At 67.6% G+C, this 24,958-nt stretch carries 20 protein-coding genes; 6 read left to right on the top strand and 14 right to left on the bottom strand.

Annotated features, from left to right (window positions below; translation table 11 throughout):
- Positions 1-91 precede the first annotated feature (91 nt).
- Entirely contained in the window at positions 92-1,801 is a 1,710-nt protein-coding gene (locus tag ACX9OT_RS07535; protein WP_049462241.1) for a histidine kinase, read from the top strand.
- Positions 1,789-2,490: a LytR/AlgR family response regulator transcription factor gene (locus tag ACX9OT_RS07530; protein ID WP_049462229.1), complete on the top strand. Its 702-nt coding sequence runs from the start codon at positions 1,789-1,791 to the stop codon at positions 2,488-2,490. Before ACX9OT_RS07535 ends, ACX9OT_RS07530 begins: the two co-directional genes overlap by 13 nt.
- An 87-nt stretch (positions 2,491-2,577) precedes the next feature.
- Here ACX9OT_RS07530 and ACX9OT_RS07525 read toward each other — a convergent pair whose 3' ends face one another.
- The 4 genes from ACX9OT_RS07525 to glnA form a co-directional block, all read right to left on the bottom strand.
- A complete protein-coding gene (locus ACX9OT_RS07525; RefSeq protein WP_049462230.1) occupies positions 2,578-3,324 on the bottom strand; it encodes an N-acetylmuramoyl-L-alanine amidase in 747 nt (248 codons plus the stop codon).
- A 214-nt stretch (positions 3,325-3,538) separates the two neighbouring features.
- Complete coding sequence (locus ACX9OT_RS07520) at positions 3,539-4,969, bottom strand: ammonium transporter (RefSeq protein WP_049462231.1); 1,431 nt, start codon at positions 4,967-4,969, stop codon at positions 3,539-3,541.
- A gap of 21 nt (positions 4,970-4,990) precedes the next feature.
- Complete coding sequence (locus tag ACX9OT_RS07515; RefSeq protein WP_004134334.1) at positions 4,991-5,329, bottom strand: P-II family nitrogen regulator; 339 nt, start codon at positions 5,327-5,329, stop codon at positions 4,991-4,993.
- A 394-nt stretch (positions 5,330-5,723) separates the two neighbouring features.
- Positions 5,724-7,133: a type I glutamate--ammonia ligase gene (gene glnA, locus ACX9OT_RS07510; protein WP_004153533.1), complete on the bottom strand. Its 1,410-nt coding sequence runs from the start codon at positions 7,131-7,133 to the stop codon at positions 5,724-5,726.
- Between the two features lie 224 nt (positions 7,134-7,357).
- Here glnA and ACX9OT_RS07505 point away from each other — a divergent pair, with 224 nt between their 5' ends.
- A complete protein-coding gene (locus ACX9OT_RS07505) occupies positions 7,358-8,152 on the top strand; it encodes an undecaprenyl-diphosphate phosphatase (RefSeq protein WP_032130149.1) in 795 nt (264 codons plus the stop codon).
- Positions 8,153-8,225: 73 nt separating this feature from the next.
- Complete coding sequence (locus ACX9OT_RS07500) at positions 8,226-9,053, top strand: META and DUF4377 domain-containing protein (protein WP_012509681.1); 828 nt, start codon at positions 8,226-8,228, stop codon at positions 9,051-9,053.
- 138 nt (positions 9,054-9,191) lie between these two features.
- On the opposite strand, the gene ACX9OT_RS07495 is transcribed toward ACX9OT_RS07500, so the two are convergent.
- The 9 genes from ACX9OT_RS07495 to ACX9OT_RS07455 form a co-directional block, all read right to left on the bottom strand.
- On the bottom strand, positions 9,192-9,803 hold the full coding sequence (locus tag ACX9OT_RS07495; protein WP_049462232.1) for a YbhB/YbcL family Raf kinase inhibitor-like protein: 612 nt from the start codon (positions 9,801-9,803) through the stop codon (positions 9,192-9,194).
- Positions 9,804-9,813: 10 nt separating this feature from the next.
- Positions 9,814-11,883 (bottom strand): tetratricopeptide repeat protein, encoded by a 2,070-nt coding sequence (locus ACX9OT_RS07490; RefSeq protein WP_277778854.1) that lies wholly within the window; start codon positions 11,881-11,883, stop codon positions 9,814-9,816.
- Between the two features lie 56 nt (positions 11,884-11,939).
- Complete coding sequence (locus tag ACX9OT_RS07485) at positions 11,940-12,929, bottom strand: YheT family hydrolase (RefSeq protein WP_049462242.1); 990 nt, start codon at positions 12,927-12,929, stop codon at positions 11,940-11,942.
- Positions 12,930-12,981: 52 nt separating this feature from the next.
- Positions 12,982-13,773, bottom strand: coding sequence for a lysophospholipid acyltransferase family protein (locus ACX9OT_RS07480; RefSeq protein ID WP_049398187.1), 792 nt, complete (start codon positions 13,771-13,773; stop codon positions 12,982-12,984).
- A 120-nt stretch (positions 13,774-13,893) separates the two neighbouring features.
- Positions 13,894-14,328, bottom strand: coding sequence for a hotdog fold thioesterase (locus ACX9OT_RS07475; RefSeq protein WP_032128719.1), 435 nt, complete (start codon positions 14,326-14,328; stop codon positions 13,894-13,896).
- A gap of 10 nt (positions 14,329-14,338) precedes the next feature.
- Positions 14,339-16,390, bottom strand: coding sequence for a phospholipase D family protein (locus ACX9OT_RS07470; RefSeq protein WP_049462234.1), 2,052 nt, complete (start codon positions 16,388-16,390; stop codon positions 14,339-14,341).
- A complete protein-coding gene (locus tag ACX9OT_RS07465; protein ID WP_032128717.1) occupies positions 16,387-17,004 on the bottom strand; it encodes a YceI family protein in 618 nt (205 codons plus the stop codon). Before ACX9OT_RS07465 ends, ACX9OT_RS07470 begins: the two co-directional genes overlap by 4 nt.
- A 4-nt stretch (positions 17,005-17,008) precedes the next feature.
- Complete coding sequence (locus ACX9OT_RS07460) at positions 17,009-17,485, bottom strand: SixA phosphatase family protein (RefSeq protein WP_005407539.1); 477 nt, start codon at positions 17,483-17,485, stop codon at positions 17,009-17,011.
- 49 nt (positions 17,486-17,534) lie between these two features.
- Positions 17,535-18,164 carry a ParA family protein gene (locus tag ACX9OT_RS07455; RefSeq protein ID WP_010487235.1) on the bottom strand — a complete coding sequence of 210 codons (630 nt, stop codon included), beginning with the start codon at positions 18,162-18,164 and terminating at the stop codon, positions 17,535-17,537.
- Between the two features lie 123 nt (positions 18,165-18,287).
- Here ACX9OT_RS07455 and ACX9OT_RS07450 point away from each other — a divergent pair, with 123 nt between their 5' ends.
- Complete coding sequence (locus ACX9OT_RS07450) at positions 18,288-19,772, top strand: AAA family ATPase (RefSeq protein WP_049398189.1); 1,485 nt, start codon at positions 18,288-18,290, stop codon at positions 19,770-19,772.
- Between the two features lie 591 nt (positions 19,773-20,363).
- On the opposite strand, the gene ACX9OT_RS07445 is transcribed toward ACX9OT_RS07450, so the two are convergent.
- Positions 20,364-20,999, bottom strand: a complete 636-nt coding sequence (locus ACX9OT_RS07445) for a tetratricopeptide repeat protein (RefSeq protein WP_032128715.1) — start codon at positions 20,997-20,999, stop codon at positions 20,364-20,366.
- Positions 21,000-21,167: 168 nt separating this feature from the next.
- Here ACX9OT_RS07445 and ACX9OT_RS07440 point away from each other — a divergent pair, with 168 nt between their 5' ends.
- Entirely contained in the window at positions 21,168-24,854 is a 3,687-nt protein-coding gene (locus ACX9OT_RS07440; RefSeq protein ID WP_049462866.1) for an indolepyruvate ferredoxin oxidoreductase family protein, read from the top strand.
- Positions 24,855-24,958: the final 104 nt, after the last annotated feature.

The raw sequence follows: 24,958 nt of genomic DNA, 5'->3' as shown, positions 1-24,958 counted from the left end.
CGGCTCGATCACAGGGCTGTGGGGGCACCCGCCTGCCGAACGTCTCCAAAAGGCGGTCCAATGGCTCCACGCAACCGATACGATGGCCGCCATGCAGATCCCACGTACCCTGGCTGTTCTTGCTCTGCTGCTTGCGGCGGTGGCCGCATGGCTGGTCGTGTCGACGCCACCCGCCGGCGTGGTGTTCGTGCAGGGGGCGCAGATGGCACCTGCGGACGCCGGGGCATCCAGCCCCCTGCCTGCGCGGCCGCCGCAGGACCTGGCCTGGCGTCCGCTGGATCAGCAGCAGCTGGCGCAGTGGCGCGGCCCGTACTGGCTGCGCTGGCAGGTGCCGGCGCCAACCGGCACCGACGATCATGACCGCACGTTGCGGCTGTCGCTGCGCGCTGCCAGCCAGCTGTACTGGAACGGCACGCCCTGGATCAGCAATGGCGTCGTGGGCCGCACCGCTGAAGAAGAACAACCAGGACGCATCGACCTTGTCCACGTGCTTCCCCCCGCTTCTGGCAATGCCACCGATGAGCTGGTCGTGCTTGCATCCAGCCAGCGACAACATTTCACCCTGCATGGCGCCGACGCGATGGCACTGATCGCGCCCGCAGCTGTGCTGTATGGCCAGATCATCCTGCCATGGCTGGTTGCGGCCTTTGCCATCGGCGCACTGGCGGCAGCCAGCCTGTATTTCCTGGCGGTACTGCGTGGCCAGACCCGCACGCCCGGCGCTCGCCTTCTGCTGGCACTGGGCGTGGTGGGACTGGCGTTGCCTGCAGTGGAAGCGTGGCGCTCCCTGCTGGGGTATGACTACCCGTGGCATGTCCCGCGCCTGATTGCACTGCTGGCATTGCACGTAGCCGCGGCCATGCTCCTGCCAGCCTATCTGGCGCGGCGATTCCAGGTGGCGGTTCCGCGTGCCGGGTGCTTCGTCTATCTGTCCGTGATCGCGGTGCTCGCCATCGTCCTGCCTGGCTTTGACACCCGCTCGGCCACGGTGCTGTTGTTGAGCCTGCTCGCTTCAGTGTGGCTGCTGTTGCGTGCGCGCAGCGACACAGAGGATCGATGGCCGATCCTGGTCCTGCTGCTGGCCGGCCTGCTGGCGTTGCTGGTCGCGCGCGGCGCTTTCCTTGATGGGCCGTACTTCCTGCTGCTGGCGGTGCTGATGGTGTTCCTGCTGCTGCGTCATGCGGCACAGCTGCAGGCACTGGACCGGCACAATGCGTTGCTGCGTGAAGAGCGCGCACGGCTTTCATTGCAGCTGTTGCAGCGAGGCATCCAGCCACATTGGCTGATGAACACCCTCACAAGTCTGCAGGAACTGATCGAGCAGGCACCTTCACGTGCCAGCCGCCTGGTGGAGTCGTTGGCCGATCAGTTCGATCGGCTGCGTGACAGCAGCAGCCGGCAGAGCATTCCGTTGCAGGACGAGCTGGCCCTGTGCCGCAGCCACCTGGACATCGTTGGCCAGGCACTGGGCCAGCCCCTGGTGCTGGACGTGGATGGCGAGGATGCGCCGCTGATGCTGCCGCCCGGCATCCTGCATGCACAGGTGGAAAACGCGCTGACGCATGCCGGTGCGCTGGCATGCGCGCAGCACCCGTTCCGTCTGCGCGTGCAGCGCGGCGGTGGACGCTGGGTGCTGGAACTGCACAGCGCGCACGGCTCGTCCTCGCATCGCGGTCGCGGCACGGGCACGCGCTACATCGAAGCCAGTCTGGCGGCCGCCAGCCCCGGCGGATGGAGCTTCGTGCAAGGCATCGACGGCAACCAATGGTGCGGACGGATCGAACTGACATGCGCATCCTGATCGTTGAAGACGAACCGCTGATACGCCAACGCCTGCAGCGGCTGTGCGCCGAGCTGGCAGGAACGCGCGCACGCTTCGATGCCGTGGCCGATCTGGAGGCAGCCGGCGACCGCCTGCAGCGCAATGTCTACGACGGCCTGCTGCTGGACCTCAACCTTGGGGGCGAGGACGGTTTCGAACTGCTGCGGCGTGCGGTAGCCGGCCGCTACCAGTGCGTAGTGGTGTCGGCCCACCGTGATCGTGCGCTGCAGGCATTTGAACACGGCGTGCTCGACTTCGTTCCCAAGCCCTTTTCGCGCGAACGCCTTGGTCAGGCGCTGGAACGCTTGTTCGATACCGGCGGTATGCGTTCAGGCCGGGCGCGCTACCTGGGCATCTGGCGTGCGCAGGGAACGGCAACCGTCGAGCTCTCGGAAGTGATGTGGATCGCGGCAGATGGCGACTACAGCCAGGTGCGCATGCGCGATGGCCGCAGCGAACTGCATGACAAATCCCTGACTGCACTGGCCTCAGTACTGCCTCAGGATTTCGTGCGCTGCCATCGCTCGCACCTGGTCAACCTGCGGCACGTGCGTACGTTGCATGCCGGTTCCGGCAGCCGCTACTGGCTGGTGCTGAGCGACGGTAGCGAGCTGGTTGTTGGCCGCGCGCACATCGTGGCGCTACGCGATGCGTTGGGACTGGGGTGATCGCCAGAGGATGCCACGCACGGCCTGGCACTACCGGGGAGCGGGAGCCGCATGGAGATGCCTGCGCTGGAACGCGCCAGGCATGGTTCACGGCGTCTGCAGCAGCAGGGAATGCAGGATGCGGGCGTCTTCGGCATCCAGTGTCTTCGGCAGGTCGTCGCGGCCACGGAAACGGCGGTGGAAGGCTGCGACGGTGGCGTCCCGGTTGTCGAGCGGATAGCCAAAGCGGGCCAGCGCACTCCACGCGTCAAAGCCTTCCGGTGCCGCACCGTCGGCCGCGCGCGGCCAGACGCCGAAACCGGCCTCGGCCAGCTGCTGCCACGGGAAGAACCGGCTCGGATCCTGCTTGCGCGTCGGCGCCAGGTCGGCGTGGCCAATCACCTGCCGCGGCGGAATGTTCAGGCGGGCGGTGAGATCGCGCAGCAGCACAATCAGCGATTCGATCTGCGCCGCACTGAACGGGCTGCGGCCATCGTTGTCGAGCTCGATGCCGATCGATGCCGAGTTGAGGTCGGTGATGGTGCCCCAACGCCCGGCGCCGGCGTGCCAGGCGCGGCGCTCATCGGCAACCAGCTGATAGCGATGGCCATCGGCACCGATCAGGTAGTGCGCGCTGACCGGTCCACCGCTGTTGGCCGTGCGCAACGTACGCAGGCTCTGCTGCACCGATTTCTGTTCGGTGTGGTGAATGACGATGATGACGGGCGTGCGCGCGTTCTGGTTGGGTGACGGCACCCAGGTGGCGAGCGGGTTGTGGGTTTCCTGCGGCGCGGAGGCACAGGCGGCCAGCAGCAGGCAGGCCGAGAGCATCAGGGCGGTGCGGATCGGGTGCATGGCCCGATTGTGCGCGATCAGGCGCGATGATGCATGCCGCCGTGCCGAGCAAGCTTGGCACCCACCAGAGAGGATGCGGTAGATCCACGCCATGCGTGGATGGTCTACCCGCTGTGCCGACCAACGGTCGGCACCCACCAGAGCAGGAGCAGTGCCAGGCAAGCCTGGCACCCACCAAATGCAAAGGCGGCCCCACAGGGCCGCCCGCCATGCATCAGGCCTCGTACGCGGACTCGCCGTGCGAGGTCACATCCAGGCCGGTGCGCTCTGCTTCCTCGGTCACGCGCAGGCCGACCACGCTGCGCACCACCAGCAGGATCAGCGTGGTCACTACCGCCGACCAGACCACGGTCAAGCCGACGCTGACCACCTGCACCCAGACCTGATGGGCGATATCCAGATCGGCCTTGGTGCCGCCCAGCGACTGCGCGCTGAACACACCGGTGAGAATCGCGCCGACGATGCCGCCGACACCATGCACACCGAACACGTCGGCGGTGTCGTCCACCTTCAGCAGGCGCTTCAAACCAGTCACACCCCACACGCAGACCACGCCGGCGACGAAACCGATGATGATCGCGCCGAGCGGGCCGACGGTGCCGCAGGCCGGGGTGATGCCGACCAGGCCGGCCACTGCGCCCGAGGCCGCGCCCAGTGCCGACGGCTTGCCCTTGCTGATCGCTTCCACCAGCGTCCAGCCGAGCACCGCTGCGGCGGTGGCCAGCACGGTATTGAGGAAGGCCAGCGAGGCCACGGTATCGGCGGCGGCGGCGGAACCGGCATTGAAGCCGAACCAGCCCACCCACAGCAGCATCGCGCCGATGTAGGTGAACGGTACGTTGTGCGGCTTCAGCGCGGTCTGGCCGTAGCCCAGGCGCTTGCCGACAAACCAGGCAGCCACTAGGCCGGCAACGCCCGCATTGATGTGGACCACGGTGCCACCGGCGAAATCGATCGCGCCCATCTCACCCAGGTAGCCGCCACCCCAGACGATGTGCGCCATCGGGATGTAGCTGAGGGTGAACCACAGCGCCGAGAACAGCAGCACCGCACGGAACTTGATGCGCTCGGCGAACGCGCCGACGATCAGCGCGGTGGTGATGCCAGCAAACGTCGACTGGAAGGCGACGAACAGGTAGTCCGGCAGGCCCTTGATCGGGGTGTTGCCGACCGACTCCGGAGTGAAGCCCTTGAGGAAGGCGAATTCGGTGAACGAGCCGAAGAACGGGTTGCCCGTGCTGAACACCGCGCTGTAGCCATAGGCCACCCACAGCAGCAGCACCAGCGAGAACACCACCAGGATCTGGCTGAGCACCGACAGCACGTTCTTCGAACGCACGAGGCCGCCATAGAACAAGGCCAGGCCCGGCACCACCATCAGCAGCACCAGCAGGGTGGACGTCAGCATCCAGGCCACGTCGCCATGGTCGTAGGTCGCGGCGGCTTCAGCCGCGGCCGGTGCGGCGGCCGGAGCGACCGGGTCCTGCAGTGGTTCGACCGCCACGCTTTCGCTCGGCAGCGGCGAGATCTGGGCCTGAGCGTGGGCACTGCCCGGCCACGCACCGGCGGCCAGCGCGCTGAGCAGCATCAACAGGCACACGAAGTGGAACCGGGCTTGCCACCCGGTGAGAAGGCGCATCTTCATGGGGGAGTCTCCGGAAAGGGGTTACAGCGCGTCGGCACCGATTTCGCCGGTGCGGATGCGGATGACCTGTTCGACGGCGGTGACGAAGATCTTGCCGTCACCGATCTTGCCGGTGCCTGCCGACGACTGGATCGCTTCGATCACCGCGTCGGCACGCTCGTCGGTGACCACGGTTTCGATCTTGATCTTGGGCAGGAAGTCGACGACGTACTCGGCGCCGCGATACAGCTCGGTGTGGCCCTTCTGGCGGCCGAAGCCTTTCACTTCGGTCACGGTGATGCCCGACACGCCTGCGTCGGAGAGGGCCTCGCGGACCTCGTCGAGCTTGAACGGCCGGATGATGGCGGAGATCAGTTTCATGCGCATGTCCCGAGGGTGGATGGGGCCAGCGCGCCAGCGCGCGTTGGCATCAGGCAACCAGCGGCCATCAGGATGATGGCCGTGGCTGTTGCACCGGACACGTACAGGGCCGGGACGGCCGTGCCTCTCTCCTTGCACGACCGACGCGGGAGGGAGGGCGGCCCTGGTCGCGTATCCGGTCTCTCTTGCCCCTGTTTCAGCGGACTAACAGTCCGCTCTACTGCAGCGGGCCAGCGGCCCGCTCTACCACGGCGGGCCAGCGGCCCACTCTGCCACGGCGGGTCGGGGTCCGCTCTACCACGGCGGACCGGGGCCCGCCCTGCGGCTCCCCAGCCGCGAAGACGGAAGCGATGGCGGCGGGTGGGAGGGGGAAGCCCACCGCCATCGCCACCGGTCAGCTGGCGTAGTACAGCTGGTATTCCAGCGGGTGGGTGGCCGCGCGGAACTTGGTCACTTCCTGCATCTTCAGCGCGATGTAGCCGTCGATGAAGTCATCGCTCATCACGCCGCCGGCCTTCAGGAACTCGCGGTCCTTGTCCAGCGCTTCCAGCGCCTGGTCCAGCGAGGAGCAGACCTGCGGGATCAGCTTCTCTTCTTCCGGCGGCAGGTCGTACAGGTCCTTGTCGCTCGGTGCGCCCGGGTCGATCTGGTTCTTGATGCCGTCCAGGCCGGCCATCATCAGCGCGGTGAAGGTGAGGTAGCCGGACTGGATCGGATCCGGGAAGCGCATTTCGATGCGGCGTGCCTTCGGGTTGGACACCCACGGAATGCGGCACGAAGCCGAACGGTTGCGGGCCGAGTAGGCCAGCATCACCGGTGCTTCGTAGCCCGGCACCAGGCGCTTGTAGCTGTTGGTGCCCGAGTTGGCGAAGGCGTTGATGGCCTTGGCGTGCTTGAAGATGCCGCCGATGTACCACAGCGCCAGCTGGCTCAGGCCGCCGTAGCCGTCACCGGAGAACAGGTTGGTGCCGCCCTTGGACAGCGACTGGTGCACGTGCATGCCGCTGCCGTTGTCGCCGACGATCGGCTTGGGCATGAAGGTGACGGTCTTGCCGTTGCGGTGCGCGACGTTCTTGATCACGTACTTCATGCGCAGCAGTTCGTCGGCCTTCTGCACCAGGGTGCTGAACTTGGTGCCGATTTCGCACTGGCCGGCGGTGGCCACTTCGTGGTGCTGCACTTCCACTTCGATGCCGACCTGTTCCAGGGTCTTGCACATCTCGGCGCGCAGGTCGTGCAGGGTGTCGGTCGGCGGCACCGGGAAGTAACCGCCCTTCACGCCCGGACGGTAGCCGCTGTTGGCGCCGTCGTACTTGGCGCCGCTGTTCCACGCCGCTTCTTCCGAGTCGACCTGGAAGAAGGTGTGGCCCATTTCATTGGCGAAGCGGACCGAATCGAAGATGAAGAATTCCGGCTCCGGGCCGAAGAACGCGGTTTCGGCGATGCCGGAGGACTTCAGGTAGGCCTCGGCGCGCTTGGCGATGCCGCGCGGGCAACGGCCATACGGCTGCATGGTGGCCGGATCGAGGATGTCGCAGCTGATCACGATGGTCGGATCGGCGTAGAACGGGTCGACGTAGGCGCTGGCGGTATCCGGCAGCAGCACCATGTCCGATTCGGCGATGCCCTTCCAGCCGGCGATCGAGCTGCCATCGAACATCTTGCCTTCTTCGAACAGCGACGGCTCGACGATGCTGACCGGGAAGGTCACGTGCTGCTCGACACCACGCATGTCGACAAAGCGCAGGTCGACGAACTCGATCTGGTTGTCCTTGATCAGCTTCTCAACGTTTTCCACGGACATCGGTACGACCTCGGATGGGGATGAATGCCTGCTGAGGTACAGCAACGACCGTGCCAACTTTTCGCAGGCTGCAAGTCATTGATTTCAAAAAGGCCGCCCCGCAGCGGTGCAGAACCGTGCGCACCAAATGGGTGCAGCCGACAGCGGACGCACCCGTTTGGTGCGGCAGTGATCGTCTATCCTCTCGACCTTCTTCCTTCCTGCCGCGCGTGCCCGCACCGTCCATGTCCGACCTGCTCTCCGCCCTGTTGCTGGGCATCCTCGAAGGCTTGACCGAGTTCCTGCCGATCTCCAGCACCGGCCACCTGCTCATCGCCCAGCACTGGCTGGGTGCCCGTTCGGACTTCTTCAACATCGTCATCCAGGCCGGCGCGATCGTGGCGGTGGTACTGGTGTTCCGCCAGCGCCTGCTGCAGTTGGCCACCGGTTTCGGGCAGCGCGAGAACCGCGAGTACGTTTTCAAGCTGGGCGCGGCCTTCCTGGTCACCGCCGTGGTCGGCCTGGTGGTGCGCAAAGCCGGCTGGTCGCTGCCCGAGACGGTCAGCCCGGTGGCCTGGGCACTGATCATCGGTGGCATCTGGATGCTGCTGGTGGAGGCCTACACCGCGCGCCTGCCCGACCGCGACCAGGTGACCTGGACCGTGGCGATCGGCGTCGGCCTGGCGCAGGTGGTGGCCGGCGTGTTCCCCGGCACCTCGCGTTCGGCCTCGGCGATCTTCCTGGCCATGCTGCTGGGCCTGAGCCGCCGCGCGGCCGCCGCCGAGTTCGTGTTCCTGGTTGGCATTCCCACCATGTTCGCCGCCAGCGCCTACACCTTCCTGGAAATGGCCAAGGCCGGACAGCTGGGCAGCGAGAACTGGACCGAGGTGGGCGTGGCCTTCCTTGCCGCGGCCGTCACCGGCTTCGTCGTAGTGAAGTGGCTGATGGGCTACATCAAATCGCACAGGTTCACCGCGTTCGCGCTTTACCGAATCGCGCTGGGCGCCGCGCTGCTGCTGTGGTTGCCGTCCGGCAGCTGAACAGCGCCGGGGCACGGTAACCCCGTTGCCGGCCCCACCCCGTTTCCCCCACGGTTCCCCAAGGAGAATCACCATGAACCGCAAGCTCACCCTGCTCCTCCCGCTGGCCCTGCTGGCCGCCTGCAGCCAGACCCCGGCCCCGGCCGGCACCGGCGGCGACGACGTGGCCCCGGCCGCGGCCAAGGCAGCAGACCAGCAGACGCTGGCGCACCTGGACGCGCAGCGCCTGCAGAGCCAGCACTGGCTGCTGCAGCAGGCCACTGCCGCCGACGGCAAGCGCATCGACGCGCTGTTCGCCCGCGAAGACAAGCCGGTCACCCTGGACTTCGCTGATGGCCGCCTGTCGGTCAGCAACGCCTGCAACCACATGGGTGGCGGCTACACCCTGGCCGACGGCAAGCTGACGGTCAGTGCGATGGCCTCGACCATGATGGCCTGCACCGACAAGGCGCTGATGGCGCTGGACGAGGCCGTGTCGAGCCGCCTGCAGGGCGAGCTGAAGGCCGAGCAGGATGCCGATGGCAAGCTGACCCTGACCAACGCGAAGGGCGACGTGCTGGTGTTCAACCCGGAACCGACCGCTGAAACCCGCTACGGCGGCGCCGGCGAAACCGTATTCCTGGAAGTGGCCGCCAAGACCGAGAAGTGCTCGCACCCGCTGATCCCGGACTACCAGTGCCTGCAGGTGCGTGAAGTGAAGTTCGACGACAAGGGCCTGAAGCAGGGTGAGCCGGGCAAGTTCGAGAACTTCTACGGCAACATCGAGGGTTACACCCACGAGGACGGCGTGCGCAACGTGGTGCGCGTGAAGCGCTACGAAGTGAAGAACCCGCCGGCCGATGCGCCGTCGCAGGCGTACGTGCTGGACATGGTGGTCGAGTCGGCCATCGAGAAGAAGTAAGACGACAGAAGGGCGGCCGCGAGGTCGCCCTTCTTCGTGGTGGGTAGAGCCGGCCGCTGGCCGGCTGCCCCTTTTCATGGTGGCTCGACACTACAGAAGCAAAGCCGGCCAGCGGCCGGCTCTCCCCCATCGCGCCGCTCAGCCCAGCGCCGGGTTCAACGTGTAGGTGCCATGCAGTGCGGCTTCGGCCAGCACGTGGCCGTGCATGGCGCGATATGCGTCGGCGGCAGTGAAGCGCGCCGGAAGCGCCAGCGAGGCCACATCCAGCGCGAACACGCGGAAGAAATAGCGGTGCACGCGTTCGTCGTTGAACGGCGGATACGGGCCGTCATAGCCCAGGTAATCGCCGGCCATGTCCGGGTTGCCCGCAAACCAGCCGGTGAAGTCATTCAGGCCCTGGCGGCTGCCCGCCGGGCCAGCCGGTGCGGTCTTGCCCTTCACCACGAAGCCATCGCTGCAGCTGCCGGCGGCGATCTCCTGCACCGAGGCCGGAATATCGACCATCACCCAGTGCACGAAGTCGCAGCGCGGCTGGTCGCGCGGCACGGTCATGTCGCTGCGGCCGACCGTTTCCGCAACGGTCGGCACATCCGGGTCCACGCACACCAGCAGGAACGAACGCGTGCCTTCCGGTGCGCCGTTCCAGGCCAGGTGCGGATTGCGGTCCGGCGCGAAGCCGGTGGCATCGCCGGCGGCGAACGCGCGGTCGATCGGCGCGCCGTTGGTCAGGCTGTGGCTGCTCACTTGCATCGGCTTCTCCTTACTCTTCCGGGTAACCCAGGCGCACCGCAATCGGGGTGAGCTTGGCAAAGGCGGCGCTCATCACGTCGCGGTAGTTGCGCCAGTGGCCCGGCGGGAAGCGCGGTGCGCCCAGCTGTGCGGCCGGCGGCATCTGCCGCTCGAACAGGCGTCCCAGCAGCTCGGCCATCGCGTGCGGATCATTGCCGATCTGGTCGATGCGCAGCAGCACGTGCGGATACAGTTCTTCCTCATGCAGGGTGGCAACCTGCGCCAGCCCGCGCGCCAGCCATTCGCTGGCTTCAGCCAGCGAGGTCATCGCCAGCGGAGCGGCAGCGCCGTAGGCCACCCAGTCCAGCAGCATGTCGCGCGGGTCACGCAGCACGAGCACCAGTCGTCCCTGCGGCAGCTGCGGGCGCAGCGCCCACAGCAGGGCGTTGTCCCACCACAGCAGCCAGTCGATGACGGCATCGCCCTGCAGGCCACGCGCCGGCAGCTGCTCGCGCCAGCGCTGCACCAGCCGCTCCGGGGTCAGCACGCCGGAGGCGAGGTCCTGCAGCGTGTGGTAGTTCTGGAAGGCATCATCCGGCGGATTGCTGGTGTAGCGGTCGCTGCGCAGCACCGGGCTGGCGGCCGCCAGGCCGGTCGCAACCCGCTCCACACCCGAACCCGGCGCACCCCACAGGAAGATCGGCGCGGAGCTGGCATCACTGTCGATCTCGCCCTTCTCCGGCCAGCTCGGCGGCGCCTTGGCCTGTGGCGGAAGCGGCAGGCGCTGCGGTGCCTGGTCGGCCTGCAGCGCCATCCACGTCTGCAGCGCCTGTTCCGGCTGGCCAGCGCGGTCCTGGATTTCACCCAGCCAGGTACGCAGGTCGGCGCGATGGCTGTCCGGCGCCCTGTCGATCAGCGCCTGCACGCGCGCGATCGCGGCGACCGGATCACGCTGCAGCAGGCCTTCGACCAGGCGTGTTTCGCCACTGACGCGGCCCGGTTCGAGGCTGACGATACGTTCGGCGATGGCTTCGGCCTGTTCGTGTTCGCCCACCATGTCATGCAGGCGCAGGCGTGCTTCCAGTGCCGGCAGATGACCCGGCATCGCGTCCATCCAGCGCTCCACGGTCGCCGCGGCGGTCGGGCTGCCGACTTCTTCCACGGCCAGGCGTGCCAGCCACAGGTCGTGCAGCTGCGGATGCTGTTCCAGGGCAGCGTCCAGGCGCGCGCGGGCCTCGTCTTCGCGGCCCAGGCGCTGCCAGGACATCAGCAGCAGCTGCAGCACCTGGCGGTCGTCGGGGATCGATTCCAGCAACGGCAGCAGATGGTCCAGCGCCTGCAGCGGCTGGCCGCCGCGCAGCGACAGTTCACCGGCCAGGCGACGCATCGACGGCGTATCCATGCCTTCCTGCTGAAGCGCGATCTGCATCGCTTCGGCAGCCGCCTCCAGGTTGCCCTGGCGCAGCGCCAACTGCACTACCAGGCCATGCAGCGAGCTGATGGCCGGGTTCAGTTCCAGCACGCGGCGGAACGCCTGCTCGGCGAAGGCAAGCATGTCCTTGCCCAGGTAGGCGAAGCCCAGTGCGTACAGCACGCGGGTGTCGTTGGGCTGCGCCTGGTTGGCCGCCGACAGCAGCGTCAGCGCACGATCCGGGTCGTCGCGGCGCAGCGCGATCATGCCGTCGATGGTCAGCAGTTCCGGGTGGTCCGGCTCTACGCGCGAGGCCAGCGTGGACAGGCGCTGGGCTTCATCGAAGTCGTTGCGGCCGATCGCCAGGTGCGCCTGCATCAGATAGGCGGCGAAGGAATTCGGGTCAAGCCCGGTGGTACGTGCCAGCGCTTCGTCAGCGCGCTGATACTGGCGCAGGGCGAGCAGCAGGCCAGCGTGCTGCAGGTGCAGCTGGGCATCATCGGGGGCCAGCTGCAACGCCTGCTGCAGCGCCTCCATCGCATCCTCGGCCTTGCCCTGCTGCTGCAGCGCAAGCGCCAGCCAGCGGTGGGCTTCGGCCTGGCCGGGTTCATCACGGGTCCACGCCTGGGCCAGCTGCACGGCCTGGTCGGCCTGGTTCTGGCGCAACGCTTGGATGATCTGGTCTTGCATGGCGGTCCGGTTCAAGTGCAAACCCGCATTGTAGCGGTCCACGCACCGGTGCCGGTTCAGCCCGCCAGCACCCGCTGCAGGCGCTGCGCCACCCAGCGCTCGGAGAAGCCGTCGCCGCGCCAGTTTTCGATGAACCCGCAGTGGCCGCCCCAGCAGGCGGTTTCCAGGCGCGCCTGGCCCGGCAGCTGCCAGTTGCTGAAGGTCGCGTATGGGATCACCGGGTCATCCTGCGCCATCAGGATGTCGGCCGGTACCTGCAGGGACGACAGGCGGTCGCCGGCGATCGAGTAGCCGTCGAAATAGGCCTGCAGCGAACCGAAGCTGGTGTGGCGCTCGACCAGCCAGGCGGTCAGCGCGCGGATGTCCAGCTTCAGCACGCGGTCGTCGCAGTCGCTCAGCTCGGGGAACAGATCGCGCTTGCGGCGCAGCGAGCCGGCCCACTTGCGGCGGAAGTACCAGTCGTACATCGCCGGGCCGTTCTCGATGCTCTCCATCGTCAGCGCCGGGTCCAGCACCGGGCACACCGAGGCGACGCGCAGCAGCGGCACGCCGGCCGCCGGCGCGCGCAGGGCCAGGCGCAGCACGAAGTTGCCACCCAGCGAATAACCGGCGGCCACCAGCGGCAGCTGCGGCCAGCGCTGGGCGATATCGCCCGCGGCGTGCACCACTTCATCGATGAGATTGGAGTGGAAGATGCCGGGGTTCAGGTGATGGGTGTTGCCGTGGTCGCGGAAGTTCAGCCGCACCACGTCGAAGCCCTGCTCGATCATGCGCGCGGCGGCCATGCGCATGTAGCTGGATTCGGCACTGCCTTCCCAGCCATGCAGCAGCAGCGCGATGCCCTTGGGCTCGCGGCCTTCGACATGGCTGTGCCAGCCCTGCAGGCGCACGCCATCACCACCATCGAGGATCAGCTCTTCGCTGACCGCACCGGTGGCGGCCAGCAGCAGCAGGCCGCGCTGCAGGCGCATGCGGCTGGAGCTGAGCATCGACTGCAGGTGCGGATTGCGCAGCCAGCGCGGCGGCTGGTAGTCAGTCGCATGCAACGTCGGTGTACCGGCGTCCAGGACGGGTGGCGGGACCAGGGCCACCGTGCCCTCAGCCGGTGCTCATGGCCGCCACGATGCGCGCGCGCGAGGTTTCCGCGATGCGTCGACGGCCTTCCAGGTCCTGGGTACCGATCGGCTCCAGGAAATGCACTTCGGTATGCCGCGCCGGCTCACCCAGCAGGCGCAGGAAATTGGCGGCGAAACTCTCGCCCGGGCCGAATGCCACGATGGTCTGTGCGTCACCCTTGAACCCATAGACCAGCGCCACAGGCTGCACCGGAACACCGGTTTCGACCGCGGCCTGGAAGATGCGGGCATGGAACGGCCCCACTTCATGACCACCGCGGGTGCGCCCTTCCGGGAACACGCCTACTGCCTTGCCGGCACGCAGGCGATCGGCCATCACCTGCATCACGCCACCGAGCGATTCGGTATTGCCGCGCTGGTGGAAGATGGTCTGCCCGCGCGCGGCGAGCCAACCGACCAGCGGCCAGCTGGCGATTTCGCGCTTGGCGACGAAGCCCATCATGCGCTGGCTGTGCAGGATGGAGATGTCGACCCAGCTGACGTGGTTGGCGACGAACAGCACGGCACCGGGCAAGGGCTGGCCCACCCGTGACAGGCGGAAGCCGAAGATCCACATCAGGCCGCCCTGCCACCAGTTCACCACCTTCGCCCCGAAGGTATCCTCGCCCACGCGCAGCTCGCCCCACGGCGGGAGCATGCCGATCAGGATCAGCGGCAGGAACACGATGATGTGGACCAACAGCAGCGGTACGCGGTACAGGTAACGGCACACACGCGCCACGCCGCCACGGGGGGCCGGAGTGGGGGAAGTCATCCGCGCACGATACCGGAGCGCCGCAGCAGCTGCCAGCCGATTTAGGCCATAACCGCCATTGACCGGGGCAATCGGCGGGGAACGCTGGGTTCTGCCGCCGTCAACACGCCCGCCGGGGGCTCAACCGTGGCCGGCGGCCACCACCGCCAGGGTCAGCCGAGAGATGCACACCAGCCGGCCCTGCTCGTCTTCGATGCGGATCTCCCACAGCTGGGTGCTGCGGCCGACGTGCAGCGCGCGGGCGGTGCCGGTGACCGTGCCCGAGCGCACGGCGCGCACGTGGTTGGCGTTGATTTCCAGGCCCACGCAGATCTGCTTGCCGGTATCCACGCACAGGTTGCCGGCGCTGCTGCCCAGGGTCTCGGCCAGCACCACCGAGGCGCCGCCGTGCAGGATGCCGTACGGCTGCCGGGTGCGCTCATCCACCGGCATGGTGGCCTGCAGCCAGTCTTCGCCCGCAGCGCTGAAGACGATGCCGAGGGATTCGATCGCCGTGTTGCGGCTGAGCGCGTTGAGCTGCTCGATGGAAACGGCTTCGCGGAATACCTGGGTCATGCGGGCACCTTCAGAGGATGGGAACGAGGCCGGCGCCGAATGCAGTCAGCATGCGCACCAGCAGCCACTTCGGGCCGACGTTGACTTCGGGGAAGTCGCCGACGGCGACGTAGCAGTTGTGGAACGCCGGGTCCTGCCGTGGCAGCGGCTGCGGGCAGTCCGGACCGGGCTTGAACTCGTAGTCGGTGGCGTAGCGCCACGGCCAGAAGTCGAGGATCGGCAGCGCTTCGGAGGCTTTGCCGACGCTGTAGTTCAGGCCCGACAGCACTGGCGGCTTGGCCCGCGGCGCCACTGTCCACGAGTTCTGCGGATGGGTATCGCGCAGGATGCTCTCGGCCAGCTGCTCGGCAAACACCGGATCGTCGATGATCACCGCGCCTTCGGTGTTGTAGTTCTCGCTGCGCGGATCGAAGTTGTGGGTGCCGACCACGCCGATGCGGCGATCGACCACCAGCGACTTGGCGTGCAGGCCCATGCGGGCGCCCTTGCGGGTGACCGGCAACGGCTTGTTGACCGCCTTGCTGCCCAGGAACGACGGACGCGTCTCGGTGCGCAGCAGGCGCGTTTCCACCTCGCTGCCGGCGGCGCGGCGACGTTCGCGCGCGTTCTGGTAGGCACTGCCGGTACGCGGATGATGCACCGCCACCTGCTTGCGGGGCGCGGCCAGATCCCCGTCGCTGCCACCACCGGCATTGCTGCCAGCGGCGCTGCCGCCGATCAGCGGATTGCGCCCACCGTCGTCGTCGCCTCCGGGCGCGGCGATCGGGTCGGGCAGCAGATTGCGGTAGTCGACCGGTGCATCCAGCGGGAACGGCTTGTATTCGAAGATGTTGAAGCCCAGTTCGCGCATGTTGCGCCGCTTGTACTTGTACGACAGCGCATACACGATCGGGTTGTCGGTGGCCGCCAGGCTGTTGCTGGACACCACCACGCGCGGCGGCTGCGGGCGCTTGCGCAGCTCGCGGAACAGCTTCTGCGCCGGCTTGGACAGCACCAGGTACGGCGTCTGCAGGATCACTTCCTTCTGCGCGCCGGCGATCAGTGCATCCAGCTGCGGCTCGGTCACATGCTGGCCGGCCAGCGGGGCATCGGCCTTCTCGCGGCGGTGCTTGCGCGGCAGGTCGGCGACGTAGCGCACCGAGGCCACCGGCAGCGCGGTATCCACGAAGGAACGGGTGACGAACTCCATGTCATTGGCTTCAGCGCTGACCCGCTGCACCCGCTCCGGGCGGCGGAACGTGGCGGGCGGCAGCACCGGCACGCCTTCGCGCAGCAGGGTGCGGCCCACGTCATTCAGGCGCTCGGCCGGCACGCTGCGCTTGGCGCGCCAGAACGCATCGAAGTTGGCCGCCATCGCCCGCGCTTCCGGGCCGGCGATCATGACGTCGCGATCGCGGAAGTTGTACTCGCGATCCCAGTCGTAATAGTCGTCCTGGTAGTTGCGGCCGCCGACCACGCCGATCGCATCGTCGATCACCAGCAGCTTGTTGTGCATGCGCTGGTTGAAGCGACGGAAGCAGCACAGCACGCTGCCGGCGTAATCGAAGTAGTTCAGCCGGGCCTTGCCGAAGGTCGGGTTGTAGACCCGCAGCTGGAAGTTCTGGTGGGCGCCGGACAATGCGCCGAGGATCTGCAGGTCGGAGATCGCCGAGAGCTGGTCGATCAGCACCCGCACCTTCACCCCGCGCCGCGACGCGGCCAGCAGTTCGTCGATGACCAGCCGCGCGCTGTCGTCCTTGTCGAAGATGTAGGTCTGCAGGTCGATGCTGCGGGTGGCACTGCGCAGCAGGTTCAGGCGCGCCACCAGGGCGCCCTCCCCCTCGTCCAGCAGGGTGGCGTAGTGGCGCGGCTGCTCCGGGGTGGATTCGGTGAACGCCCGGCCGGCCAACGCCCGCAGCGGCGAATCCTGTGCGCAGCGGTCGGCGCGCTGGCAGTCGACCTGGATCGAGCGCGCCTGCACGGCGATCGCTTCGGCGCGGTCGCGCTCGGCATTGGACAGCGATGCACAACCGCTGCCCAGCAACACGGTTGCCAGCGCCAGTACACGCAGCAGGAGGTTCACGGTTTCGGCGCCTCGCTCAGGCGCGCTCGCAATACGAAGGTCACTCGGTCACTCAAGGCAAGCTGCCAGCTGTCCATTCCATACCGGCCTCGCTGCACGGTACCGCGGCTGACGACGTCGCAATCATAGCCGGGTCGGGCGCAATCCGCTTTCTCGACCTTCAGTGTCTCGGGGTGGCTGATCCCGCGCAGGGTCAGCCGCCCGTTGATGTCGCCCCCGTCTTCCACGGTCTCCGGCCAGTACGGCAGCGAGTCGAACTCGACCACCGGGTGGCGGCCTGCGTCGAAGAACTCCTCGCCACGCATCCAGCCGGTGTAGCGCGCCTTGCCGGGGATCTCGACCGAGCGCGTGAACATCTTCAGGTGCACCTGGTGGCGGCCGTCGGAGAGGATCTCGATGCGACCCTCGAAGTGCGGGAACAGGCCTTCGATGCGCTGCCCGAAGCGGGTGCGCACCTCGAAACCGATCTGCGAGCGCTGGGTATCCAGGTGCAGGACCCGGTGCGCTTCAGCGACCACCGGCGGCAAGGGCGTTGGCGGTGGCGCGGCAGCCCAGGCCGCGCCGGAAGCCAGCAGCACGGGCAGCAGAAAGCGGCTGCGCCGCGCCAGGCTCATTGGATCACGGCCACCAGAACGCGTTCAGGCTGGCCACGCCCGGCTCGATCGAGGCCTCGCGCGGGAAGCCGAGCACGGCAATGCCGGCCGGCGGCATGCCGCGATAGTCGCTGCTGGTGCCTTCCGTCATCAACGCCACCAGGCGCTCCAGGCCGGGGTTGTGGCCGACGATCAGCACCCGGTCGAGGTCACGGCGGTCGTCCACCAGCGCCGCCAGGGTGCCGGGGGTGGCCTCGTAGATGCGGTCTTCCAGGCGCTTCTCGACATAGCCGATGGTGCCGAGCACGGCTTCCAGGGTCTCGCGGGTGCGCCGCGCCGGTGAGCACAGCACGCAGTCCGGCAGCAGGTTGTTCTCCTTCAGCCACTTGCCGGCGGCTTCGGCTTCGGCGAGCCCCACCGGCGACAACGGCCGGTCGAGGTCGGCCTGGCCGGGGGTAGCCGGTTCGGCATGGGCATGGCGCAGCAGGATCAGTTCACGCATCGCGGGTTTCCATGAAGAAGAGGATGCAGCAGAAAGAGTGACGCAGGCATCAAAGCTTCAGCCAGGACAGCAGCGGCTCCCAGTCGGCCTGGTGCTCGCGCACCTGGGCCGAGCGGTAGTCGAACAGGCTGCGGCCCAGGCCGGTCATGACCACATAGCTCTGGCTGTCGCGCAGCTGCGCGACCACCGGGTACGGCCATTCACCCAGCATCTGCAGCGCCTGCTGCGAGGTCTGGGTCCATGGTTTGGTACGGTTGAGCACCAGCCCCACCGGCAGCTTGCGGCTGTGCACGCGCGGGTTCTGGGCCAGGCTGTTGAGGAAGCCGACGATCGCTTCGATGTCCAGCGCCGAGGGCAGCACCGGTACCACCACCGCGTCGGCAGCGTCGAGGAAATGGGGAATATCGTCAGCCAGGGCACCGGCCGGCGCATCGATGATGACGGTGTCGGTGCCGTCGGGCAGCTTCTGCGCCCACTGCTTCTTCCGGTACACGTCGATGGGGAGCACCGCGCTTTCCAGCCCGGCACGGCGTTGTGCCCAGCGGGTGCTGGAACCCTGCGGGTCGGCATCGGCAATCACCGTGGCCTTGCCCTGCAATGCCGCGTACGCGGCCAGGTGGGTGGCGACGGTGGTCTTGCCCACCCCGCCCTTGGAACCGGCCACCAGGATCGTCTTCATGCCAGCCTCGCTTCCGGGTACGTGCCCCGAGCGTACACCGGTGATGGTGACGGGAGGTAGCGTCGTGCTGAACCAGCGGCCATCGCCTTTGCTATCGTGGCGCCCCCGAAGGATCGAACCGGCATGAGCGAACTGCAGGATCTGAGCGCGTTGATCCGCGCCAATACCCCACTGATCGTCATCGAGACCCAGGACGAGGGTCGCATCGTCGAGCTGTTCCGGCAGACGCTGATGCACGTATGGCGGGCGCTGCACCGCTGGTCGATCACCGAGGGCCTGCGCCGGATCGACCTGGACAGCGAGGACCCGCCGGTCGGGCCACCCGATGCCAGCGCGGCCCTGCAGATGATCCGCCAAGCCGACCAGCGCGGCGTCTACCTGCTGCTCGATTTCCATCCCTACCTGGGCTATGCCAGCCACCAGCGCGCCCTTCGCGACCTGATCCAGCGCCGCCACAGCGAGCCGCATGTGCTGGTGCTGATCGGTGCCAAGGTGGAACTGCCGGCCGAGCTGGAAGCACTGGCCGTGCGCTTCAACCCGCGCCTGCCCGATGCCAATGCCCTGCTGAAGATGCTGCGCGAGGAGGCCGACGCCTATGCGCGCGAGCATGGCGGCCGCCGGGTTGAAGTCGACAGCGAGGCGGTGAAGAAAATCCTGAAGAACCTGCAGGGCTTGAGCCTGGTCGATGCCCGGCGCATCGCGCGCCAGCTGATCTACGCCGATGGCGCACTGCGCGACGACGACCTGCCACAGCTGGCGCGGCTGAAGTTCGAGCTGCTCAACCGCAGCGGCCACCTGTTCTTCGAACATGACAGCGCGCGCTTCGGCGATGTGGCCGGTGCCAACCGGCTCAAGCGCTGGATCAACCAGCGGCGGGTGGCGTTCATTGCCGGCTCCGCCCCGGCCGGGCTGGACCCGCCGCGCGGCATGCTGCTGCTGGGCGTACAGGGCTGTGGCAAGTCGATGCTGGCCAAGGCCACCGCCGCCGGCTTCGGCGTGCCCCTGCTGCGCCTGGACGTGGGCGCGCTGTACAACAAGTACCACGGCGAGACCGAAGCCAACCTGCGCCAGGCACTGGCCTCGGCCGAGCAGCTGGCGCCGTGCGTGCTGTGGATGGATGAGATCGAGAAGGGCCTGGCCAGCGGAGGCGAGGACGGCGGCGTGTCACGCCGCGTGCTCGGTTACCTGCTGACCTGGATGGCCGAACGCAAAGCGCCGGTGTTCATCGTCGCCACCGCCAACCAGGTGCACGAGCTGCCCGCCGAGCTGCTGCGCAAGGGCCGCTTCGACGAGATCTTCTTCGTCGATCTGCCCTCGCCCGACGTGCGCGTGGAACTGCTGCGGCTGCACCTGGGCCGGCGCCAGCTCAACGCCGACGACTTCGCACTGCCCGCGCTGGCGGCGGCCGCCAATGGTTTTTCCGGCGCCGAGATCGAGCAGGCGATCGTGGCTGGCCTGTATGCGGCGCATGCCGAGGGCCGGCCGCTGGACACCGAGCTGCTGATGACCGAGATCCGCGCCACCCGACCGCTGTCGGTGCTGATGGCAGAGCAGGTAGAAGCACTGCGTGCGTGGGCGTCGGGGCGGACGGTTTCCGCGGACGACTGAGGGGTTTCCAGCGAACGGCGCAGCCCCTCGTGGCGGCTGGTTGACTGTGAACATCAAAAGCCGCGCTTGGCCGGGCGGGATGGATTCGCGGGGGACGCCGTCAACCCGTCCATGGGGGCTTGGCCGCGGCATCCATGCCGCGGACACCCCCGCGAACCCACCCCGCCCGGCCTCTGACAATTTCCGAGTGCGTCCGCCACGGAAAAGAAAAAAGAAGAGCAGAAGCAAAGGCAAAAGCGCTTGGCCGGCCGCTCTTTGTAGAGCCGAGCCCACATTCGGCTGCATTTCGATCAGATATCGAATAGTCGATTCCGTTACAGATTCATCCACGCATGGCGTGGATCTACCGTGTCGACCAAGGTCGACACCTACCAACAGCTGCCGGAATCTGTCGAAGGCGGGGCACTGTGGGTTTGCAGGGTGTGAGCCGCATGGATGCGGCGACCAAGCCCCCAGGACGGGTTTACGGCGGCCCCGCAAACCCACAGTGCCCCGCCATCCCGCAGGAAGCCCGCTGTTGCTTCGGCTGTTGCTGTTGCTTCCGCTGTTGCCTCTGCGGGTGCCGGGTGCAACCCGGCCGAACCCCTTCCCTCAGGGCCAGGCAGGTGGTGCGGCCGCCCAGGCCTGCTGCACCTCGGCCAGCGACGCGCGCTCATCCTCACGCCACTGCGGCAGCAGCTGCCCATAGTTGGCCGTGGTACTCCACTGCGTCGGCTCGGTGCGTACCGCAGCCGCATACCACTGCACCGCCTCCTGCTTCTGCCCCATCCGCCACAATGCCAACGCATAGGTCGGTGGCACCCAGGTGGGCTTCGTACGGGCGTTGCTGGCTGATACCAGCCACTGTTCCAGCGCCGCCTCCGGCTTGCCCTGGCGCAGCAGGTCCCAACCGTAGTTCCAGCGCACGCTGCGGCCGCTGCTGCTCTGTGCCGGCGCCTCCTTCATCGCCTCGCCATACAGCTGCTCGGCCAGCTCGCCACGGCCCTGCGCGCCGGCCACCGAGGCCAGCTGCACCGTCGCTTCCACCGCGCGGCGGCCGCGCTCACGCAGCTTGACCAGCTGGGCCACCAGCTCATCGCCCTCGCCCTGCACCGCCACCATCGGCGTTGCCGCCAGGTCGTTGTCGAAGTAGAACTCCTGTGGTGCCGGCACGGCCGGCGCGGCCCACGCAGTGGCCACTCCCGAGGCCAGCAGCACGCTGGCCAGGATCTTTCCTGGAACTGACATCCCTTCTCCCCAGGCCGCAACTGCAGCCTCCCTCTCTCTCCCCGATCCTAACCCCAGCACCGCCGCGGGCGCGAGTGCCGGGGCCTCGCGGCCCCGCTGCTACAATTCGCGCCTTTCCCGCCGCGTGCCTGCACGCGGCCGGTGCCAGCCGATCCTACCGGGCCAGCCATGACCAGTACCGCGCAACTCACTTCGCCCTCGTCCGCCGACCTGCTCGACCGTGATTACACGCTCGACCACAAGTACACCCGCAGCGAGGGGCGGATCTATCTGAGTGGCGTGCAGGCGCTGGTGCGGCTGCCGCTGATGCAGCGGCTGCGCGACGCCGCCGAAGGCATCGACAGCGCCGGCTTTGTCAGCGGCTACCGTGGCAGCCCGCTGGGTGGCTTCGACCTGGAGCTATGGCGCGCGCGCAAGCACCTTGAAGCAGCCAAGGTGAAGTTCACCCCGGGCCTGAACGAGGACCTGGGCGCCACCATGGTGTGGGGCACGCAGCAGACCAACCTGTTCCCCGGCGCCAACGTGCAGGGCGTGTTCGGCATGTGGTACGGCAAGGGCCCGGGCGTGGACCGCTGCGGCGACGTGTTCAAGCACGCCAATGCCGCCGGCACCTCGCGCTACGGTGGCGTGCTGGCACTGGCCGCCGATGACCATGCCTGCCGCAGTTCGACGCTGCCGCACGGCAGCGAGGACGAGTTCGTCAGCGCGATGATGCCGGTGCTGAACCCGGCCGGCGTGCAGGACATCCTCGACATGGGCCTGCTGGGCTGGGCGATGAGCCGCTATACCGGCCGCTGGGTCGGCTTCAAGACGATCGCCGAGACGGTGGAATCGTCGGCGTCGGTGCAGGTCGATCCGATGGCGCGCCGCATCGTGCTGCCGGAAGACTTCGAGATGCCGTCGGGTGGCCTCAACATCCGCTGGCCAGACCCGCCGCTGGACCAGGAAATGCGCCTGCACCGCTATGCGGTGAAGGCCGCACAGGCCTTTGCCCGCGCCAACGGCATCGACAAGGTGGTGATGGATGCGCCGCGCGCGCGGCTGGGCATCGTCACCACCGGCAAGAGCTACCTGGACGTGCTGCAGGCGCTGGAGTACCTGGGCCTGGACGAAGCCGCGTGCGCCGACATCGGCATCCGCGTGTACAAGGTCGGCATGACCTGGCCGCTGGAACCGCAGGGCATCGCGCGCTTCGCGCAGGGCCTGGAAGACATCATCGTGGTGGAGGAGAAGCGTGCCTTCATCGAGCGCCAGATGAAGGAACAGTTCTTCAACTGGCCGGCCAGCTGGGGCCAGCGCCCGTCCATCGTCGGCAAGTACGATGAAAGCGGCGAATGGATCCTGCCGTCCACCGGTGAGCTGACGCCGGCCACCATCGCCGGCGTGATCGGTCGCCGCATCCAGAAGTTCTTCAACAACGAATCGATCGAGCAGCGCCTGCAGTGGATGCAGGAGAAGGAAGCCGAGCTTGCGTTGCCGCGCGCCAGCTTCCCGCGCGTACCGCACTACTGCTCGGGCTGCCCGCACAACACCTCTACCCAGGTGCCGGAAGGCTCGCGGGCGCTGGCCGGCATCGGTTGCCACTACATGGTGACCTGGATGGACCGCAGCACCGACACCTTCACCCACATGGGCGGCGAAGGCGTGACCTGGGCCGGGCAGGCGCCGTTCACCGACACCCCGCACGTATTCCAGAATCTGGGCGACGGCACCTATTTCCACAGTGGCTCGCTGGCGATCCGCCAGGCGGTCGCCGCCGGCGTCAACATCACCTACAAGATCCTCTACAACGACGCGGTGGCGATGACCGGTGGCCAGCCGGTGGACGGCCCGCTGAGCGTGCCCGACATCGCAAAGCAGATGCGCGCCGAAGGCATCCACACCATCGTGGTGCTGTCGGACAACATCGGCAAGTGGACCGGCCAGCGCGAGCACTTCCCCAGCGACGTCGAGTTCCACGACCGCAGCGAGCTGGATGAGGTGCAGAAGCGCCTGCGCGAGGTGAAGGGTGTTTCGATCCTGATCTACGAACAGACCTGCGCCACCGAGAAGCGCCGCCGCCGCAAGCGCGGCAAGCTGGAAGATCCGCAGAAGCGCGTGCTGATCAATTCGCTGGTCTGTGAAGGCTGTGGCGACTGCGGCAAGAAGAGCTTCTGCGTGTCGGTACTGCCGAAGGAAACCGAGTTCGGGCGCAAGCGCGAGATCGACCAGTCCAACTGCAACAAGGACTATTCCTGCGTGAACGGTTTCTGCCCGAGCTTCGTCACCGTGCACGGTGGCCAGCCGCGCAAGGGCAGCAAGCGCGATGCTTCCACCCTGCTGGACAACCTGCCGGCACCGGCCATCCGCGGCACCCTCGAACAGCCCTGGAACATCCTGATCACCGGCGTCGGCGGTACCGGCGTGGTGACCATCGGCGCGCTGCTGGGCATGGCCGGCCACCTGGAAGGCAAGGGTGCGACCGTGCTCGATCAGACCGGCCTGGCACAGAAGGGCGGCGCGGTGACCACGCATATCCGCATTGCCCGTCGCCCTGAAGACATCCACGCCGTGCGCATCGCCGCCGGCGAAGCCGACCTGGTGGTGGGCTGCGACATGGTGGTGGTGAACGATTACTGGGCACTATCGAAGGTGCGTGCCGGCCGTTCGCAGGTGGTGCTGAACACCTACGAAGCAATGCCCGGCACCTTCACCACCCGCCCGGACATGCAGTTCCCCGCCGCCGACATCGTGGCCGGTGTGCGCGTGGCGCTGGGCGGCCAGGAGCCGTTGCTGCTGGATGCCACCCAGCTGGCCACCGCGCTGCTGGGCGATGCGATCGCCGCCAACCTGTTCATCCTCGGCTATGCGTGGCAGCAGGGCCTGGTGCCGCTGTCGTTCGAGTCGCTGATGCGCGCCATCGAGCTCAACGGTGCGGCCGTGGCGATGAACCAGCAGGCCTTCGCCTGGGGCCGCCTGGCCGTGGTCGACCCGCAGGCCGTGCAGCAGGCCGCCGGCCTGGTGCGCAACCGCCACACCGATACCGAATCCACTCCGGGCCCGCTGCACCCGCTGCCGCCGGGCGAGTGGGAGGGCAACGAATGGGGTGCCACCGCCGCACCGCGCAACACCGGCGACGAACGCGAACTGCGTGGCCTGCCCTCGCACGGTGGCGACGTGGCATTCCTGCCGCTGGACGACGCGCGCCTGTCGCGCTCGCTGGATGAAATGATCGAGCGCCGCGCCGCGTTCCTGGTCGAGTACCAGGACGCTGCCTACGCCAACCGCTACCGCAGCCTGGTCGAGCGCGTGCGCGCCGCCGAAGCCGACCGCATCGGCGGTTCCACCGCGCTGACCGAGACCGTAGCCCGTTACCTGTTCAAGCTGATGGCCTACAAGGACGAGTACGAAGTGGCCCGCCTGTATACCAGTGGCGACTTCCAGCGCCGCCTGCAGCAGCAGTTCGAGGGCGATTACCAGCTGCGCTTCCACCTGGCACCGCCGCTGTTCGCCAAGAAGGACGAGCAGGGCCGGTTGCTGAAGAAGGAATACGGCCCGTGGATGTTCAAGGCCTTCGGCCTGCTGGCCAAGCTGAAGTTCCTTCGCGGCGGCCGGCTTGATGTGTTCGGCCGCACCGAGGAACGCCGCATGGAGCGCAAGCTGATCGGCGATTACGAGGCCACCGTGCAGCTGCTGCTGGACGGCCTGGATGACGACCGCCTGGCGCTGGCGGTGGAAATCGCCAGCGTGCCCGAGCACATCCGCGGCTTCGGCCACGTCAAGGAAGCGCATTTCGAGCAGGCCAAGGCGCGCGAAGCCGCCCTGCTGGCGCAGTGGCGGAACCCAAAGGCGCTGCACATCGTGCAGGTGGCTTGAGCACCGCGGACGGCACGAAAGCAACCTATTGATTGCATATTGAGATAGCAATCGATAGGTTGCCTCCAGCGAAGGAAAGAGATAGGTTGCTTGTCGTAATGCAA

The organism is Stenotrophomonas genospecies 3, from assembly GCF_054473855.1.
The sequence above is the reverse complement of the archived record's forward strand: the minus strand, read 5'-3'. Positions and strand labels throughout refer to the sequence as shown.

Bases quoted from the DNA above. Each gene is read 5' to 3' on its own strand.
- ACX9OT_RS07440 (WP_049462866.1), top strand. From the start codon at position 21,168: ATGACCAGTACCGCGCAACTCACTTCGCCCTCGTCCGCCGACCTGCTC.
- ACX9OT_RS07465 (WP_032128717.1), bottom strand. From the start codon at position 17,004: ATGAGCCTGGCGCGGCGCAGCCGCTTTCTGCTGCCCGTGCTGCTGGCT.
- ACX9OT_RS07520 (WP_049462231.1), bottom strand. From the start codon at position 4,969: ATGAAGATGCGCCTTCTCACCGGGTGGCAAGCCCGGTTCCACTTCGTG.
- ACX9OT_RS07515 (WP_004134334.1), bottom strand. From the start codon at position 5,329: ATGAAACTGATCTCCGCCATCATCCGGCCGTTCAAGCTCGACGAGGTC.
- ACX9OT_RS07505 (WP_032130149.1), top strand. From the start codon at position 7,358: ATGTCCGACCTGCTCTCCGCCCTGTTGCTGGGCATCCTCGAAGGCTTG.
- ACX9OT_RS07460 (WP_005407539.1), bottom strand. From the start codon at position 17,485: ATGCGTGAACTGATCCTGCTGCGCCATGCCCATGCCGAACCGGCTACC.
- ACX9OT_RS07500 (WP_012509681.1), top strand. From the start codon at position 8,226: ATGAACCGCAAGCTCACCCTGCTCCTCCCGCTGGCCCTGCTGGCCGCC.
- ACX9OT_RS07455 (WP_010487235.1), bottom strand. From the start codon at position 18,164: ATGAAGACGATCCTGGTGGCCGGTTCCAAGGGCGGGGTGGGCAAGACC.
- ACX9OT_RS07525 (WP_049462230.1), bottom strand. From the start codon at position 3,324: ATGCACCCGATCCGCACCGCCCTGATGCTCTCGGCCTGCCTGCTGCTG.
- ACX9OT_RS07475 (WP_032128719.1), bottom strand. From the start codon at position 14,328: ATGACCCAGGTATTCCGCGAAGCCGTTTCCATCGAGCAGCTCAACGCG.
- ACX9OT_RS07535 (WP_049462241.1), top strand. From the start codon at position 92: ATGCAGATCCCACGTACCCTGGCTGTTCTTGCTCTGCTGCTTGCGGCG.
- ACX9OT_RS07480 (WP_049398187.1), bottom strand. From the start codon at position 13,773: ATGACTTCCCCCACTCCGGCCCCCCGTGGCGGCGTGGCGCGTGTGTGC.
- ACX9OT_RS07450 (WP_049398189.1), top strand. From the start codon at position 18,288: ATGAGCGAACTGCAGGATCTGAGCGCGTTGATCCGCGCCAATACCCCA.
- ACX9OT_RS07445 (WP_032128715.1), bottom strand. From the start codon at position 20,999: ATGTCAGTTCCAGGAAAGATCCTGGCCAGCGTGCTGCTGGCCTCGGGA.
- ACX9OT_RS07495 (WP_049462232.1), bottom strand. From the start codon at position 9,803: ATGCAAGTGAGCAGCCACAGCCTGACCAACGGCGCGCCGATCGACCGC.
- glnA (WP_004153533.1), bottom strand. From the start codon at position 7,133: ATGTCCGTGGAAAACGTTGAGAAGCTGATCAAGGACAACCAGATCGAG.
- ACX9OT_RS07530 (WP_049462229.1), top strand. From the start codon at position 1,789: ATGCGCATCCTGATCGTTGAAGACGAACCGCTGATACGCCAACGCCTG.
- ACX9OT_RS07490 (WP_277778854.1), bottom strand. From the start codon at position 11,883: ATGCAAGACCAGATCATCCAAGCGTTGCGCCAGAACCAGGCCGACCAG.